Origin of the sequence: Enterobacter cloacae complex sp. 382A5 (genome assembly GCF_050031095.1) — a bacterium.
GTDB classification, from domain to species: Bacteria; Pseudomonadota; Gammaproteobacteria; order Enterobacterales; family Enterobacteriaceae; genus Enterobacter; species Enterobacter cloacae.
Genome location: NZ_JBLGVK010000001.1, coordinates 298,678 through 313,576 on the forward strand (window position 1 = coordinate 298,678; position 14,899 = coordinate 313,576).

12 protein-coding genes are annotated in these 14,899 nt (G+C 53.3%); 7 read left to right on the forward strand and 5 right to left on the reverse strand.

Annotation, left to right across the window (positions count from 1 at the left end):
- Nucleotides 1–7: 7 nt before the first annotated feature.
- Genes ACQG2G_RS01395 through ACQG2G_RS01410 form a run of 4 tightly spaced genes read left to right on the forward strand, consistent with a single transcriptional unit; the run spans nt 8 to nt 4,350 of the window.
- Complete coding sequence (locus ACQG2G_RS01395; RefSeq protein WP_248079157.1) at nt 8–1,702, forward strand: PTS transporter subunit EIIC; 1,695 nt, start codon at nt 8–10, stop codon at nt 1,700–1,702.
- Nucleotides 1,699–2,742: an oxidoreductase gene (locus ACQG2G_RS01400; protein WP_061772204.1), complete on the forward strand. Its 1,044-nt coding sequence runs from the start codon at nt 1,699–1,701 to the stop codon at nt 2,740–2,742. The genes ACQG2G_RS01395 and ACQG2G_RS01400 overlap by 4 nt, the downstream gene beginning before the upstream one ends.
- Before the next feature lie 2 nt (nt 2,743–2,744).
- Nucleotides 2,745–3,605 (forward strand): hypothetical protein, encoded by an 861-nt coding sequence (locus ACQG2G_RS01405; RefSeq protein WP_058678459.1) that lies wholly within the window; start codon nt 2,745–2,747, stop codon nt 3,603–3,605.
- 40 nt (nt 3,606–3,645) lie between these two features.
- Nucleotides 3,646–4,350, forward strand: coding sequence for a GntR family transcriptional regulator (locus ACQG2G_RS01410; protein ID WP_029882653.1), 705 nt, complete (start codon nt 3,646–3,648; stop codon nt 4,348–4,350).
- A 103-nt stretch (nt 4,351–4,453) separates the two neighbouring features.
- Here the strand turns inward: ACQG2G_RS01410 and malG are convergent, their stop codons facing one another.
- The 3 genes from malG to malE form a co-directional block, all read right to left on the reverse strand.
- Nucleotides 4,454–5,344, reverse strand: coding sequence for a maltose ABC transporter permease MalG (gene malG / locus ACQG2G_RS01415; protein ID WP_013095043.1), 891 nt, complete (start codon nt 5,342–5,344; stop codon nt 4,454–4,456).
- Between the two features lie 14 nt (nt 5,345–5,358).
- Nucleotides 5,359–6,903 (reverse strand): maltose ABC transporter permease MalF, encoded by a 1,545-nt coding sequence (malF, locus tag ACQG2G_RS01420; protein ID WP_020686620.1) that lies wholly within the window; start codon nt 6,901–6,903, stop codon nt 5,359–5,361.
- A gap of 125 nt (nt 6,904–7,028) precedes the next feature.
- Nucleotides 7,029–8,219: a maltose/maltodextrin ABC transporter substrate-binding protein MalE gene (malE, locus tag ACQG2G_RS01425; protein WP_014830274.1), complete on the reverse strand. Its 1,191-nt coding sequence runs from the start codon at nt 8,217–8,219 to the stop codon at nt 7,029–7,031.
- Between the two features lie 371 nt (nt 8,220–8,590).
- On the opposite strand from malE, the gene malK reads away from it, so the two are divergent.
- The 3 genes from malK to malM all read left to right on the forward strand — a co-directional run bounded on the left by malK (nt 8,591) and on the right by malM (nt 12,141).
- Nucleotides 8,591–9,700: a maltose/maltodextrin ABC transporter ATP-binding protein MalK gene (malK, locus tag ACQG2G_RS01430; protein ID WP_061772203.1), complete on the forward strand. Its 1,110-nt coding sequence runs from the start codon at nt 8,591–8,593 to the stop codon at nt 9,698–9,700.
- A gap of 71 nt (nt 9,701–9,771) precedes the next feature.
- Nucleotides 9,772–11,082, forward strand: a complete 1,311-nt coding sequence (locus tag ACQG2G_RS01435) for a maltoporin (RefSeq protein WP_058680837.1) — start codon at nt 9,772–9,774, stop codon at nt 11,080–11,082.
- A gap of 114 nt (nt 11,083–11,196) precedes the next feature.
- Entirely contained in the window at nt 11,197–12,141 is a 945-nt protein-coding gene (gene malM / locus ACQG2G_RS01440; RefSeq protein ID WP_014830277.1) for a maltose operon protein MalM, read from the forward strand.
- Between the two features lie 86 nt (nt 12,142–12,227).
- Here malM and ACQG2G_RS01445 read toward each other — a convergent pair whose 3' ends face one another.
- Both ACQG2G_RS01445 and ACQG2G_RS01450 read right to left on the reverse strand, forming a co-directional pair.
- Nucleotides 12,228–13,340, reverse strand: coding sequence for a T6SS immunity protein Tli4 family protein (locus ACQG2G_RS01445; RefSeq protein ID WP_061772125.1), 1,113 nt, complete (start codon nt 13,338–13,340; stop codon nt 12,228–12,230).
- Nucleotides 13,337–14,878 (reverse strand): hypothetical protein, encoded by a 1,542-nt coding sequence (locus ACQG2G_RS01450; RefSeq protein WP_061772126.1) that lies wholly within the window; start codon nt 14,876–14,878, stop codon nt 13,337–13,339. Before ACQG2G_RS01450 ends, ACQG2G_RS01445 begins: the two co-directional genes overlap by 4 nt.
- Nucleotides 14,879–14,899 lie beyond the last annotated feature (21 nt).

Consider the following 14,899-nt stretch of genomic DNA (forward strand, 5'->3'; position numbering starts at 1 on the left):
GATCTGCATGGCCCACTCTTCAATACTGGAGCGGATAACTGACGTCTCGCAAAAGCTGGCATCAGAAGTCCATCTTCGAAGTCTACGGGACAGTTTTATTATTACTGTTCCGTTCCTTGTCCTGGCTGGACTCTTCATCATGCTTAATTATGTTTTTCTCGATCCGAAAGGCATATTGAGCGGTCTGTTATCCACTGACACCCTGGTACAGCTACGCAATATTGGCGAGCGCGTTCTTAACGGAACAATGAATATTTTATCGCTGATGCTGGTGATATTAATTGCGTATCATATTGCCAGTAAGAAAAAACACCCTACGCCAGTCATACCCGCTATGGTTGCGCTGGCGGTGTTTTATGCATTAATGCCCATTGAAACCGTGCAAACTCTGGCCGATGGTCAGCAGGCTCGGCTTACCGGGATGGTCTCCTATGGCAGTACCAATGCTGGCGGTGTCTTTCTGGCAATACTAACGGCGGTGTTATCAACAAATCTTTTTTTATGGATTTCGAAAAATAAAAAATTACAGATCCGGCTAGGAGATGATGTGCCTTCCATGGTGGTACAATCCTTCCAGTCGATGTTTTCCATTATGTTAACCGTCGCTATTTTCGCGCTGGTTGCATTTAGCGTTAATCTTTTCCTTCATACTGAAATCCCGGCGCTGATTCAGCATCTCATCCAGGCGCCGCTGGTACATTTAACGACTAATTTATCCGGTTTTCTGGTGTTAACGACCCTGACAAATCTTCTCTTTTCGTTGGGGATACATCCGGGTGGGATTATTAATCCCATTCTTGAACCTCCCTTGCTGGTAGCGATGCAGGAAAACATGTCCGCCTTTGCCAGCGGGCAGATCCCACCCCATATTATCGTTCTGCCATTTCGCGATCTGTATGGTCATATGGGAGGAACCGGGAGCACGCTGGCCCTGCTGCTGGCAGTGTTTGTTCGAAGCCATATGTCCAGCCACCGTAACTTTTCCAGAACGGTGATTGCCCCAGGCATTTTTAATATTAACGAGCCGGTCATTTTTGGTTTCCCGGTACTCTACAACCCGTTAATGATGATCCCTTTTATCCTTTATCCGCAGATTAATTTCACAATCGCGTACTTTGCAACCACCTGGGGGTGGGTCTCAAAAATTGTTGCCTACGTTCCCTGGTCAGTGCCTCCGCTTATTTCTGGCTGGCTCGGATCCGGCGGTGATTTTCGTAATGTCATTTTGCAGATCCTGCTATTAGCGCTTGGAGTCGTAATCTATTTACCTTTTTTAACCGCCTATGAGCGTTCGTTAATCAAACGCAGCAATGAAACGATAATTAATACTCTCGCCTCTGAGTCAGAAATAACGCTGCAGGAGGACAATGATATTCATCGGTTGGATGGGAAAACCATTATTCTGGCCTGCAATGAAGGCATGTCGACCTCTTTGATGGCCAGCAAAATGCGAAAATATTGCGAAAGCCAGAATTGTACACTCAATGTGTATGCCGTGAATGCAGGTAAACTGGTCGATGAATATAAAAACGCCCAGCTTATTTTGCTGGGTCCGCAAATCGCGTATCTCCAGGAAACCATTCTTCAGGATATCAATCACCACTGCCCGGTGATCCCCCTTGACCCTCAGCACTTCAGCAAACTTGATGGACCGGCGGTAATTCATGCCGCCCTGCCATACTTTAAAAAGGAATCCGTATGATTAACTGCGCCTATATTGGCTTTGGTAAAAGCGCCACGCGCTATCATCTCCCTTATGTTTTATGCCGCAAGGATAAATACAACGTAAAGCGTATTTATGATATTGCGCGTAAGCCAGAGATTGAAGCGCAGCCGCACTATCAACACATCTGTTTTACCTCCCGGCTGCAGGATATTCTGGAAGACAATACGCTTCAGCTGGTGGTTATCTGCACCCATCCTGATAGCCATTTTGAGTATGCCCGGCTATGTCTGGCACATGGCAAAAACGTGCTGGTCGAGAAACCTTTTACAACCACCCCAGAAGAAGCGAAAACGCTGTTTGCTCTGGCGAGAGAAAAGGGCTTAACCGTCTCTCCGTTTCAAAACCGACGTTTTGATAGCTGTTATTTGACCATGAAACAGGCGATTGAGAGCGGTAAACTGGGGGAAATTGTCGAGATCGAAAGCCATTTTGACTATTTTCGCCCGGCGTCGGAAACCTGTCCCGGCAGTTATTTCGACGGCGCGTTTTATGGCCTTGGCGTGCATACGCTCGATCAAATTATCGCCCTACTGGGGCGTCCGCAGCAGGTCGGGTACCATCTTCAGCGCCAGAGAAACCCGCTCAACCCTGACGACGCCTTCACCGTTCACCTCTATTACCCGAAGACGACCGCGATCGTGAAAACCAGCCATCTGGTGAAAATACCCGCGCCGAGATTCACGGTACACGGTACGCGAGGCTCGTTTATTCGCTATGGTATCGACCAGCAGGAAACCAGCCTGAAGGCGGGCATTATGCCTGGGGACCCAGGGTTTGGTGAAGATCGTGAATGCGCGGTGCTGGAGTATATCGATGACGCAGGATGTTCTGTCCGGGAAGAACTGCCGGCGGTACCCGGCGACTACGGACGCGTTTATGACGCGCTTTACGACACACTCTCCTCAGGCAAGGCCAACTATGTCAGCGAGCAAGAAGCGTTAACCAATCTCGACATTTTGCAAAAGGCATTTCAACAGCCAACGCCTGCCATCGTTTCTCTCGAAGAGGAGGCGTAAAGATGAAACGGCTTCTGAATTGCCGGGCCAGCGACTTTCGTGGCCCCATTACCGGCGATAGCTTACGAGATGCCATCAGCGCCAGCGAAGGGCGCGTCATTATGGCCGAAATTGCCGTGCAGGCGCCCCCGCTGTTTGCAGAGGTGACGAATGCGGAATTGTTGTGCGCGTTTGGCGCCGACCTTCTGCTGCTCAAGGGGATCCATTTTCAGCGGCCCGCATTGAACGGCGGAGAAGAACGTTTTGGCGCCGATCCTGTCAGCCAGGTGAAATGTCTGACGGGGCGTTTAACAGGCGTCAATTTTGAAGTCCTGCCCGCAGACGATCTCTCCAGCCCCGGCGCTTTTCTGCCTGCGCATCTGGAGGCAGTGCGGCATGCGGATTTTTACTGCCTGACCGGCTATGACAAGCCCGGGGTGACGGCCGGGCGTATGTGTCAGGCGATAGCGGCGCTCAGGGCGCAAACCGATAAACTGATTCTGGCCGCGAAATTTTATAATTCCGGGCTGGCGCAACCCCAGGAGTATGCTGGCTATATCAGTGCAGGCGCAGATGGCGCTATCTTTTCGGCACCAGGCGGATGCCGGGGGGCATCGGAAGGACGCGTCAGCCACATTGCGCAGGCAGTGCAGTCGCTGGGAGGGCTTGCCATCACCACGCTGAGCAGTAGTCAGGAAGGTGCGGATTGTGCTACGGTGCGCGACATTGGCCTGGCCAGTAAACGTTGCGGTAGCGACATGCATAATTTTGGCGACGCAGGGATGGCAGGCATGGCCGACCCGGAAGCGCTGAATGCCTTATCCCTCGCTATCCGTGGCCGACGGCACACCTGGGTGCGTATGGCTGCATCCCTGTCTCGTTAATTTGAGTCGGCCCTGTAAGGGGCCGTTTGCGGAGAGCGTTATGCCTAAGTATATGGAGATCTACCATGAAGTGCGGCGGCGCATTATGGTGGGCATCTATGCTCCCGACAAAAAATTGCCCGAAGGGGCAAGGCTCGCCGCTGAATTTGGATGTAGCGAGCTAACCATCACCAAAGCGCTGGATTTGCTCGTCCGCGAGGGACTGGTGTTGCGCAAGCGTGGGCTAGGCTCGTTTGTTAAGCGCCAGGTTTCTGCGGCAAGCAACTCACACCTGATAGGCACCGCGCAGCGCTGCGCCACTCAGGGAAAAACCCTCACCACTCGCGTGCAGCTATATACCGCCGTGCCTGCCTCTGCCGATATCGCGCAAAAATTGCAAATCCCTGAGGGTGAACTGGTGCATGAAATCCACAGGGTACGCGTCATAGCGGAGATCCCTTCCATCGTGGAGTACACATGGATGCCTGTCGCGCTGTTTCCTCGTCTGGCTCTGAGCCATGTTCAGCATTCCATTTACGCGTACATTACCCATGAACTGGGGTGTACCGTCCATAGCGCACATATGAAAGTCACCGGGCGAAACGCCAGCGAGCAGGAAAGGGTGTGGCTGGAGCTGACCGAACCTACCACGCTTATACAGGTGGAACAGACGGCATTTCTCGATAACGGCAAGCTGTTTGAATACTCCTGCGCCCGCCATCTCTGGCATACCTTTAACTTTGAGACTGACTTTGTGCGTGTCTGACCCATAAAAAAATGGCGCTCCGAAGAGCGCCTAACAACAGTCACAAGTTGGGTTAATACAATACGTCTAAAGTTGAGGGTTGCAGTGGCATAACAGATGAAACTTAACCTTTCACACCGCCCGCCGTCAGGCCGTTGACCAGCCAGCGCTGCGCCAGCAGGAACACCACGGTAATCGGGATGGCAGAGAGTACGGCCGCCGCGGCAAAGTCGCCCCACAGGTAGTTTTGCGGGTTGAGGTATTGCTGCATACCCACGGCCAGGGTGTAACTATTCACATCACGCAGTAACAGAGACGCGACCGGCACTTCGGTGATGGCGGCGATAAACGACAGGATAAACACCACCGCCAGGATAGGCACCGACAGTGGCAGCAGAACCAGACGGAACGCCTGCCATGGTGTCGCGCCATCCAGCGCCGCCGCTTCTTCCAGCGAGCCGTCGATGGTTTCGAAATAACCTTTGATGGTCCACACATGCAGGGCGATACCGCCAAGATAGGCGAAGATCACGCCGCCGTGGGTGTTCAGGCCGATAAACGGCACATACTGGCCCAGGCGGTCAAACAAGGCATACAACGCGACCAGAGACAGTACCGCCGGGAACATCTGGAAAATCAGCATCCCTTTCAGCAGTGAGGCCTTGCCCGGGAACTTCATACGGGCGAAGGCGTACGCACAGGTGGTGGAGAGCGTCACAATGCCGATCGCGGTGATGGTCGCCACTTTCACCGAGTTCCACAGCCACAGCAGTACCGGGAACGGCGGCGGGGTAACGCGGCCATCGGCATGCTCTACGCTGAAGCCCAGCGCAAGCTTCCAGTGCTCCCAGGAGATTTCGTCCGGGATCAGGCTGCCGGTAGCGAAGTTACCCGAACGCAGGGAGATGGCGATGACCATCAGCAGCGGGAACATGATCGCCGCAATAAAAATCAGCAGCCCTAAATGCGTCGCCAGGAGGCGCAGTTTCTGAGATTTGGGTTGTACCATAGCCATGATCGATGCCCTCCTTAGTCAAATTTCATACGTGTGGCTTTCAGGTTCACTATCGCCAGCGCGCCAACCAGCAGGAAGATCAGGGTGGCAATCGCTGCCGCCAGACCAAAGTCCTGACCGCCGCCGCCTTCAAAGGCGATGCGATAGGTGTAGCTCACGAGCAGGTCGGTATAGCCGGCTGGCGTGGTGGTACCGAGACGATCCGGGCCACCGTTGGTCAACAGCTGAATCAGCACGAAGTTGTTAAAGTTGAAGGCAAAGCTGGCAATCATCAGCGGAGTCAGCGGCTTGATGAGCAGCGGCAGCGTAATCTTAAAGAAGTTCTGGAACGGACCCGCGCCATCCATTGCCGAGGCTTCGTACAGGTCGTCGGGGATAGCCTTCAGCAGGCCCATGCACAGGATCATCATGTACGGATAACCCAGCCAGGTGTTGACGATGATAATCATCGAACGGGCGGTGGTCGGGTCGCTGAACCAGGCCGGTTTGATGCCGAACAGCGCGCTCAGCATCATGTTGATTTCACCGAAGCTCTGGTTAAACAGCCCTTTGAAAATCAGAATTGAGATAAACGACGGTACGGCATACGGCAGGATCAGCAGCACGCGGTAGATCGCTTTGCCTTTCAGGGCTTCCCACTGCACGAGGCAGGCCAGCACCATGCCCACGGCAACGGTCAGGAGTACCGTCAATACGGAGAAGACCACCGTCCAGACGAAGATAGCAAAGAACGGCTTCTGGATCCCTTCGTCGGTAAACACGCGGGTAAAGTTGTCCCAGCCGATGGTCACGGTATAGCCCGGGCTGAGTTTGTCATCGCCCCAGCTGCCGTCGGCGTTTACAGACTGATAGAAACCAATATCATTGTTCGGACGGTACTTCACGCCGCTCTGGTTATTCGTCAGCGTGCCGTCATCCGCCAGGGTATAGAGTGGCTGCGTGCCGGAAAACTGGCGCAGCGAGCTCATGGTCACTTTGCTTTCATCTGGCAGCACGGCGGTGAGCTGAGTCAGTGCCTGACGGTTCTGGGTAATGATACGCAGGTTAGCGCGTTCGCCTTCCGGCAGGGCAGGGGCCTCTTTTAAGGCCAGCTTCTGCTCGCCACCAAATTTGAAAGCGTCGGAAATATAGGTTTTGCCGCTCTCGCCGTCAGTCAGTGCTAATTTCCATTCGTCACCCGCAGGATACAAACCAAAGTTGAAGGTCTTGCCTGCCTGATAAGAACGGTCCAGAAGCACCTGAGTGGCGCGCTCTTGCGCGAGCTGGTTGGTGCTGCTGTAGTTAGTAAATGCGATAGCGATAGTACAGATCAGCGGGAACAGGACAAACAGCCCCATCCCGGCCACGCCCGGATAGACATAACGCCAGGCATATGCCTTACGGTTGGCGAAAATATACAGGCCAGCAGAGCTTAAAATCAGCGTCATGATGGCGAACAGATATTCCCCTTGTACGTACATTAAAACAACAAGGTAACCCACCAGCAGACAGAGCAGACCGATCGCTGACCACTTCAGCACGTCGCTTTGCCACCAATGTTTCTTTTTAATGACATCCATGGGGTTCTTCCTCTACAACGTTTGATCTTTTCTCCCTCTCCTGGGGGAGAGGGCCGGGGTGAGGGCGTGCGGATAGCGACAACCCTCACCCTAACCCTCTCCCAGAGGGAGAGGGGACTACGGCATTACTTAGTAATACGACCCTGCGCATCTTTCAGCGCGGCATCGACAGTCTGACGACCGCTTGCGGCGTTAATCACCGCAGTACGGGTGGCATACCAGAACGCGGCCATCTGTGGGATGTTCGGCATGATTTCGCCTTTCTGGGCGTTATCCATGGTTGCCGCGATGCGTGGGTCTTTCGCCAGCTGATCCTGGAAGGATTTCAGCGCAACGGCACCCAGCGGTTTGTCCTTGTTCACTTCATCCAGACCCTGATCGGTCAGCAGGTAGTTTTCGAGGAACTCTTTCGCCAGCTCTTTGTTCGGGCTGGCGGCGTTGATACCTGCGCTCAGCACGCCGACGAACGGTTTAGACGGCTTGCCGTTGAAGGTTGGCAGCAGCGTCACGCCGTAGTTGATTTTGCTCTTGTCGATGTTGGTCCAGGCCCACGGACCGTTGATGGTCATCGCGGTTTCGCCTTTGTTGAACGCCGCTTCCGCGATGGAGTAATCGGTATCCGCGTTCATGTGTTTGTTCTTGATCAGATCGACCAGGAAGGTCAGACCCGCTTTCGCACCCGCGTTGTCCACGCCCACGTCTTTGACGTCATATTTGCCGTTTTCAAACTTGAACGCGTAACCGCCATCGGCAGCAATCAGCGGCCAGGTGAAGTACGGCTCCTGCAGGTTGAACATCAGCGCGCTCTTACCTTTCGCTTTCAGCTCTTTATCCAGTTTCGGGATCTCTTCCCAGGTTTTCGGCGGGTTAGGCACCAGGTCTTTGTTATAAATCAGAGACAGGGCTTCCACTGCGATTGGATAAGCGATCAGCTTGCCGTTATAGCGAACGGCGTCCCAGGTGAACGGGAACAGTTTGTCCTGGAAGGCTTTATCAGGCGTGACTTCCGCCAGCAGGCCGGATTGTGCATAACCCCCGAAACGGTCATGCGCCCAGAAGATGATGTCCGGGCCGTCACCGGTTGCCGCAACCTGCGGGAATTTCTCTTCCAGCTTGTCCGGGTGTTCTACGGTGACTTTGATACCGGTGTCTTTTTCGAATTTTTTACCCACTTCGGCCAGGCCGTTATAGCCTTTGTCGCCGTTAATCCAGATAACCAGCTTACCTTCTTCAATTTTGGCGAGAGCCGGTGCGGAAATCATCATTGCTGCAAGGGCGGACAATGCGAAAACGCGTGCGCCAGTCTTGATCTTCATATCTGCCATCCTTTTTTGGTGATGTGCTCGTGGATACATAAGGTGGTTCAACGTCACTCAGTCTCCTTATTTGACATCCTCTTTCCATCCTCCCAACCCCTACGCCCCACCCCCGGTTTGTGTGATCTGTGTTGCATAAATTTAAGTTATGAGTGCTGGCGCACATAAAAACACGCTGAATTTTGCAGGTGGCTTCACGAATTTTGCCTCAGCCCGCCAGCTGCGGTCGCAGAGCCTGCTCTCTCATCCTCCCGCCTCCTCCCCCATAAAAAAGCCGGGGGGTGGAGGATTCGCGAAAGTAATGGATACCCCATAGTGAACTTATCTTGAATGTTTCTGTCGGTGACAGGTTGTAACGAAGGGAGAAGGGCATGGCGAGCGTACAGCTGCGTAATGTAACGAAAGCCTGGGGCGACGTAGTGGTGTCAAAAGACATCAATCTCGACATCCACGAAGGTGAATTCGTGGTGTTTGTTGGCCCATCTGGCTGCGGTAAATCAACTCTGCTGCGTATGATTGCCGGTCTTGAAACCATCACCAGCGGTGATTTGCTGATTGGTGATACCCGAATGAACGACATTCCGCCTGCCGAACGTGGCGTTGGCATGGTGTTCCAGTCTTATGCACTTTATCCCCATCTCTCCGTCGCCGAGAACATGTCCTTTGGCCTGAAGCTGGCGGGGGCGAAAAAAGAGATGATTAACCAGCGCGTCACGCAGGTGGCAGAAGTGTTACAGCTGGCACACCTGCTGGAGCGTAAACCGAAGGCGCTTTCCGGTGGTCAGCGTCAGCGCGTCGCGATTGGCCGTACGCTGGTTGCCGAACCACGCGTCTTCCTGCTGGATGAACCGCTTTCTAACCTGGATGCCGCGCTGCGCGTCCAGATGCGTATCGAAATCTCCCGTCTGCATAAACGTCTTGGCCGCACGATGATTTACGTCACCCACGATCAGGTCGAAGCGATGACGCTGGCCGACAAAATTGTGGTTCTGGACGCAGGCCGCGTGGCACAGGTGGGTAAACCGCTGGAGCTGTATCACTATCCGGCAGACCGCTTTGTTGCGGGCTTTATTGGCTCGCCAAAGATGAACTTCCTGCCCGTCAAAGTCACGGCGACAGCCATTGAACAGGTACAGGTGGAGTTGCCAAACCGTCAGCAAGTCTGGCTGCCGGTCGACAGCGCCAACGTACAGGTGGGGGCCAACATGTCCCTCGGTATTCGTCCTGAGCATTTACTGCCGAGCCACATCGCCGATGTGACGCTGGAAGGTGAAGTTCAGGTCGTCGAACAACTTGGTCACGAAACACAGATTCATATCCAGATCCCCGCCATCCGTCAGAACCTGGTCTACCGCCAGAATGACGTGGTGTTGGTAGAAGAGGGTGCCACATTCGCTATCGGTTTGCCGCCAGAGCGTTGCCATCTGTTCCGCGAGGATGGCACTGCATGTCGTCGGCTGCACAAAGAGCCAGGCGTTTAAGCAATCCCAAAAGAAGACACGAAACCGACAGGTCAAGTGTTCAAAGAAAAGCAATGATCTCAGGAGATAGAATGATGATTACTCTGCGCAAAGTCCCTCTGGCACTCGCCATTGCGGCAGGCATTATGTCTGCCCAGGCAGGCGCTGTAGACTTTAAAGGTTATGCTCGTTCCGGCATTGGCTGGACCGGGAGTGGCGGTGAACAACAATGTTTTGCAACGACGGGTACTGGCGGTACTAAATATCGTCTCGGTAACGAATGTGAAACCTATGCTGAATTGAAACTGGGCCAGGAAGTGTGGAAAGAGGGCGACAAGAGCTTCTATTTCGACACTAACGTAGCGTATTCCGTTTCTCAGCAGAACGACTGGGAATCCACCAGCCCGGCCTTCCGTGAAGCTAACGTGCAGGGTAAAAACCTGATTGAGTGGCTGCCAGGCTCCACCATCTGGGCCGGTAAGCGCTTCTATCAGCGTCATGACGTTCACATGATCGACTTCTACTACTGGGACATCTCAGGTCCTGGTGCCGGTATTGAAAACATCGATCTGGGCTTTGGTAAACTCTCTCTGGCAGCTACCCGCTCTTCTGAATCAGGTGGTTCTGCAACCTTCGCCGATCGTGATGAAAACGGCGATCGCGTTTATGACAACATTGTACCTAACGACGTCTTCGACGTGCGTTTAGCCGGTCTGGAAACTAACCCGGGCGGTACGCTGGAGCTGGGCGTTGACTATGGTCACACCAACATTCCTGACGACTACTACCTGCAGCCTGGCGCTTCTAAAGATGGCTGGTTGTTCACTGCTGAACACACCCAGAGCATGATGAAGGGCTTCAACAAGTTCGTACTGCAGTACGGTACGGATTCCATGACCTCTAACGGCAAAGGTATTCCACAGGGTGGCAGCGTTGATAACGACGGCTCCATGTGGCGTGTGCTGGACCACGGTGCAATCACCCTGGCAGACCGTTGGGACCTGATGTACGTCGGTATGTACCAGAACATCGATCGTGACAACAACAACGGTACCGAGTGGTGGACTGTGGGTGTTCGTCCGATGTTCAAATGGACGCCAATCATGAGCACCCTGCTGGAAGTGGGCTACGACAACGTCAAATCTCAGAGAACTGACGAGAAAAACAGCCAGTACAAAATCACCCTGGCACAGCAATGGCAGGCTGGCGACAGCATCTGGTCCCGTCCGGCTATCCGTGTCTTCGCAACCTACGCGAAGTGGGATGAGAAATGGGGTTACGCAAACAACAGCGACACTGGCTACACCTCCGGTGTGGCTTACAGTGACACCTCTGCGAAAACCTTCAGCCGTGGCGACAACGATGAGTGGACCTTCGGCGCCCAGATGGAAATCTGGTGGTAATTCGTTAGACCTGACGTAATGACCTGAAAAGAGGGGCGTAAGCCCCTCTCTCCTTAGGGTACTGCGCGCTATTGCCTGGCCACCGCAGTGCTCACGCTATCAGAGGTAATAACAATGAAAATGAAGAAAAGTCTCGTCGCGCTGTGCCTCTCTGCGGGGCTGTTAGCCTGTGTTCCGGCCGTCTCCCTGGCAGACGTGAATTTCGTGCCACAAAATACCAGTGCTGCGCCGGCTATCCCGGCAGCGGCACTCCAGCAACTGACATGGACGCCGGTTGATCAATCCAAAACGCAGTCAACCCAGCTCTCTATGGGTGGCCAACAGCTGAATGTGCCGGGGATTTCTGGCCCCGTTGCGGCTTATAGCGTACCGGCGAACATTGGTGAATTGACCCTGACGCTGACCAGCGAAGTGAACAAACAGACCAGCGTGTTTGCGCCAAACGTCCTGATCCTCGATCAAAACATGACGCCATCGGCGTTCTTCCCGAGCGACTATTTTAGCTATCAGGAACCGGGCGTGATGAGTGCAGATCGGCTGGAAGGTGTTATGCGCCTGACGCCTGCCCTGGGTCAGCAAAAAATTTATGTTCTGGTATTCACGACCGAGAAAGATCTGCAGCAGACAACAAAGCTGGTTGACCCGGCGAAAGCTTATGCCAAAGGCACCGGTAACTCTGTCCCGGATATTCCGGATCCGCTTGCCCGTCATACCACTGATGGTCTGGTCAAACTGAAAGTTTCCACCAACAGCGCTTCCAGCGTACTCGTTGGCCCACTGTTTGGCTCGTCTGGTCCAGGTCCGGTGACCGTGGGGAATACCGCTGCACCTGTTTATACCGCGCCAGCGGCTACGGCAGCCGCGACCGCAGCCCCTGCTCCGGCGAAAAAAGCTGAGCCGGTACTGAACGACACCGAAGAATACTTCAACAACGCCATTAAGCAGGCGGTGAAGCGCGGCGATGTCGATAAAGCGCTGAAACTGCTTGATGAAGCCGAACGTTTAGGTTCAACCACTGCCCGTTCCACCTTTATCAGCAGTGTAAAAGGCAAGGGGTAACCGTTTCCCCACAGTGCTGATTTGTTAGTAGTTTAGTGCGCCTTAACGGGCGCACTTTTTTTGGCCACTACTCAGGGGCAATCTGTTCAGAACGCATTATCCCTGACGCGGAAAGAACGAATGATGCGATCCCAGATTTCCACCAGTTCAGCGTCGCTGTAATCCGGTGGGGGCAGGGTATGATTGCTCATTGTCACATCGATAATTGGATGCCGAAAATCGACCACTTTTTCATTAGCTATCACGTTAAAAAGCAACTGCCCGGACGGGTTGCCCGGAGATTTTTCTGATGGTGCGGTATTGAGCCATTCATCAGCCTCAAATCCTGCAATTTCTGTTTTTGCCTTACGCAGAGTCTTCGCATTGATCCGGGTCAGGTAGGGCTGAATCTCATCACTTCGCTCCAGCATACTCGCTGGATCGCCAAGATAGGTATTAGTGGAAACCGACAGGGAAAAGACCGGGTTATGTGGATATACAAAGGTAATATCTTCCTTAGGCTTGCCGTTTCCGTCGCGGATAAACCCTTGCGGAATACAGGTGCCGGGCACGGAAGGAATATCCTCATTCTGCCGTCCGCTCAGCCGGGACATGAGGTCCTGTAATTCCGTCAGTTTCTGAGGTTTATCATTCGCCATCCAGTCAGGTCTTCCCGCCTCCTTGCGCAGATAAAACGCTCGCTCTTTAGCGAAGCGCGGATCAGAATAATCGGTAATCTCCTGCATGAGGATAAACGCCACTCCGTCAACGTAGAGATGACCCTCCAGAACGCGCCCAAATCCCGCCACACTCTCATTTTCATTACGGTCAAAAATGACAGCATTATCACTCAGCTTGTATATCTGCTTGAGAAATGGCTGATCTACAGGGTCCACGGTAGCGCTGTTTTTCAGTTTCTGTTCCCGCAACCGGATACGCTGCTCAAATGCCGGGCGGTAGAGCCGCTTGCTGCTGATGCGGATCTCATTAATCTGTGCCCGGTCAGTCAGGGTATTTTCGATTGAGGCCGGAACCTCGAACACATAGCGCCCCACGCACTGGGATTTGGTGGTGGCAAAAAGGGTATTAACCATACGTTTTTCCTTGTTCGTTAACGCCGGGGGTGCATGCACGAATGTCACATAGTTATGGATGTAATATCCTGCCGCCAGCAACAGGAGCGTCAGCGTGACAATCAGGGGGGAGGTGTCTTTTTTCATGGGGCGGGAACCTGCTGCACAATTTTCACCACCGAGCGAACCGTGAATACCAGTGCGTCGGAGAGATCGCTGTATACCGAGCGGGAGCGATCGACAGGATCGACAGCATAAGCTCCTTCATGATCGACATCTGTCGCCAGGACGCCCTGAATACGTGAAGAGGAGGTGTAGACGGAGGTGATCGGCACGGTCCCATCGCCGGGGCTTGCGGATGAAATTAGTTGATGGGACCTTAACGGGGACAGTTCAAAAGAGTTACCTGCATTCATCCTGTACCTCTGCGCTTCCTTGACGCTCTGGGGGATCCGCTCTTCCCATGTCAGGAACCCATCGGACGGGTTGCATTTGCTGGCTCCGTAAAATAGCCAGGTCTGGGGGTGGTATTTGCCGTTTAACTTCTCAATAAATTTTTTAACGATATTACTTATTGTTTTCTCATATTTATTCCATTCGACTCTGGTATCATCCAGCAGCAAATCCTGCTCACATAGCCGCCACCAGGCTGTTTTGTTTAGATAAATTTCCTCATACGGATCGGCCACCGGGAGGGAAAGTTGAGTCTCTTTACTGTTGATTTTCAGCCATCCCGGACCATAAGCCATGCCCGGCAGAAGCTGTAACGGACCGGGAGACTGTGCCAGCACCGGCATCAGCTTTTCTGCACTGTCCCCGATAATCATTCCAGTGATGCCACGCTCACCGATCTTCATGCGGCGATAAGCTGCCGGTGAGCCGAGATCCGGCATAACGCCGTGTACAATGCCCAGGATTGAGTCTTGTCCGCCCATATTTTCCGAGTAATGGCGGGCGACCAGTCCGCCCATCGAATGGGTGATCAGGATGACCTTGTTGACTGCCAGGCGTCCGTGGTACGCACTCAGCACCTTACGGATATATTCGCCCAGCAACGCCGCAGAGTCCGCATTCGATTGCAGCCAGTTGTAACCAAAAACGTGCAGCGGGAATAAGAACTTGTGCCCGTGAGCCACTTCTTCTTCGCTCAGCACCTGCTCCTGAGGCTCGTCACCGATTCTGACACCGATAAAACGCTGCCGTGCCGTTTGCAACTGTGTCTCCCGAAAGTAATTATCCATCAGGATATCGTCGTCGCTGAGCAGATATTGCAGCCGGTCAAGCGCCTCTCCGTAGCTAATGTAAAACGCACTTCCCCATCCGCGGGCGCGACGGGACGGGAATTTTTTGCCATCCGCACCGTCGTTTAAAATTTCCCCGGAGTCATCGACGACGGTGGTCGTCGGATCAAGCAGTTGCTTTCTTTTTTTTGCATTGGCTAATGGCAATTTCACGAGCGAAGCTGCACTGAACTGCCAGACTTCACCATCCTCATTTTTTAAGTTTGACCCCATCACCCCAGGAATAAAAATCACCGGGATCACTTTTGTAGGCGGCACAAGGCAAACCGACGTGTGGTTTTTGTCCTTTGGCTGAGGAACAAGCTTATAATGAAACGTGCCATCGTCATCCCAGATGGGACGATGATAAGACCGATTAGGGGGGCTATTTTTATTGTCATCCATGTATTAAGTTTCTGATATTCC

Excerpts from the sequence above, each read along its gene's own strand:
- ACQG2G_RS01445 (WP_061772125.1), bottom strand. The coding sequence starts at position 13,340 with ATGAAAAAAGACACCTCCCCCCTGATTGTCACGCTGACGCTCCTGTTG.
- ACQG2G_RS01395 (WP_248079157.1), top strand. The coding sequence starts at position 8 with ATGGCCCACTCTTCAATACTGGAGCGGATAACTGACGTCTCGCAAAAG.
- ACQG2G_RS01400 (WP_061772204.1), top strand. The coding sequence starts at position 1,699 with ATGATTAACTGCGCCTATATTGGCTTTGGTAAAAGCGCCACGCGCTAT.
- malG (WP_013095043.1), bottom strand. The coding sequence starts at position 5,344 with ATGGCTATGGTACAACCCAAATCTCAGAAACTGCGCCTCCTGGCGACG.
- malK (WP_061772203.1), top strand. The coding sequence starts at position 8,591 with ATGGCGAGCGTACAGCTGCGTAATGTAACGAAAGCCTGGGGCGACGTA.
- ACQG2G_RS01435 (WP_058680837.1), top strand. The coding sequence starts at position 9,772 with ATGATGATTACTCTGCGCAAAGTCCCTCTGGCACTCGCCATTGCGGCA.
- ACQG2G_RS01410 (WP_029882653.1), top strand. The coding sequence starts at position 3,646 with ATGCCTAAGTATATGGAGATCTACCATGAAGTGCGGCGGCGCATTATG.
- malF (WP_020686620.1), bottom strand. The coding sequence starts at position 6,903 with ATGGATGTCATTAAAAAGAAACATTGGTGGCAAAGCGACGTGCTGAAG.
- ACQG2G_RS01450 (WP_061772126.1), bottom strand. The coding sequence starts at position 14,878 with ATGGATGACAATAAAAATAGCCCCCCTAATCGGTCTTATCATCGTCCC.
- malE (WP_014830274.1), bottom strand. The coding sequence starts at position 8,219 with ATGAAGATCAAGACTGGCGCACGCGTTTTCGCATTGTCCGCCCTTGCA.
- malM (WP_014830277.1), top strand. The coding sequence starts at position 11,197 with ATGAAAATGAAGAAAAGTCTCGTCGCGCTGTGCCTCTCTGCGGGGCTG.
- ACQG2G_RS01405 (WP_058678459.1), top strand. The coding sequence starts at position 2,745 with ATGAAACGGCTTCTGAATTGCCGGGCCAGCGACTTTCGTGGCCCCATT.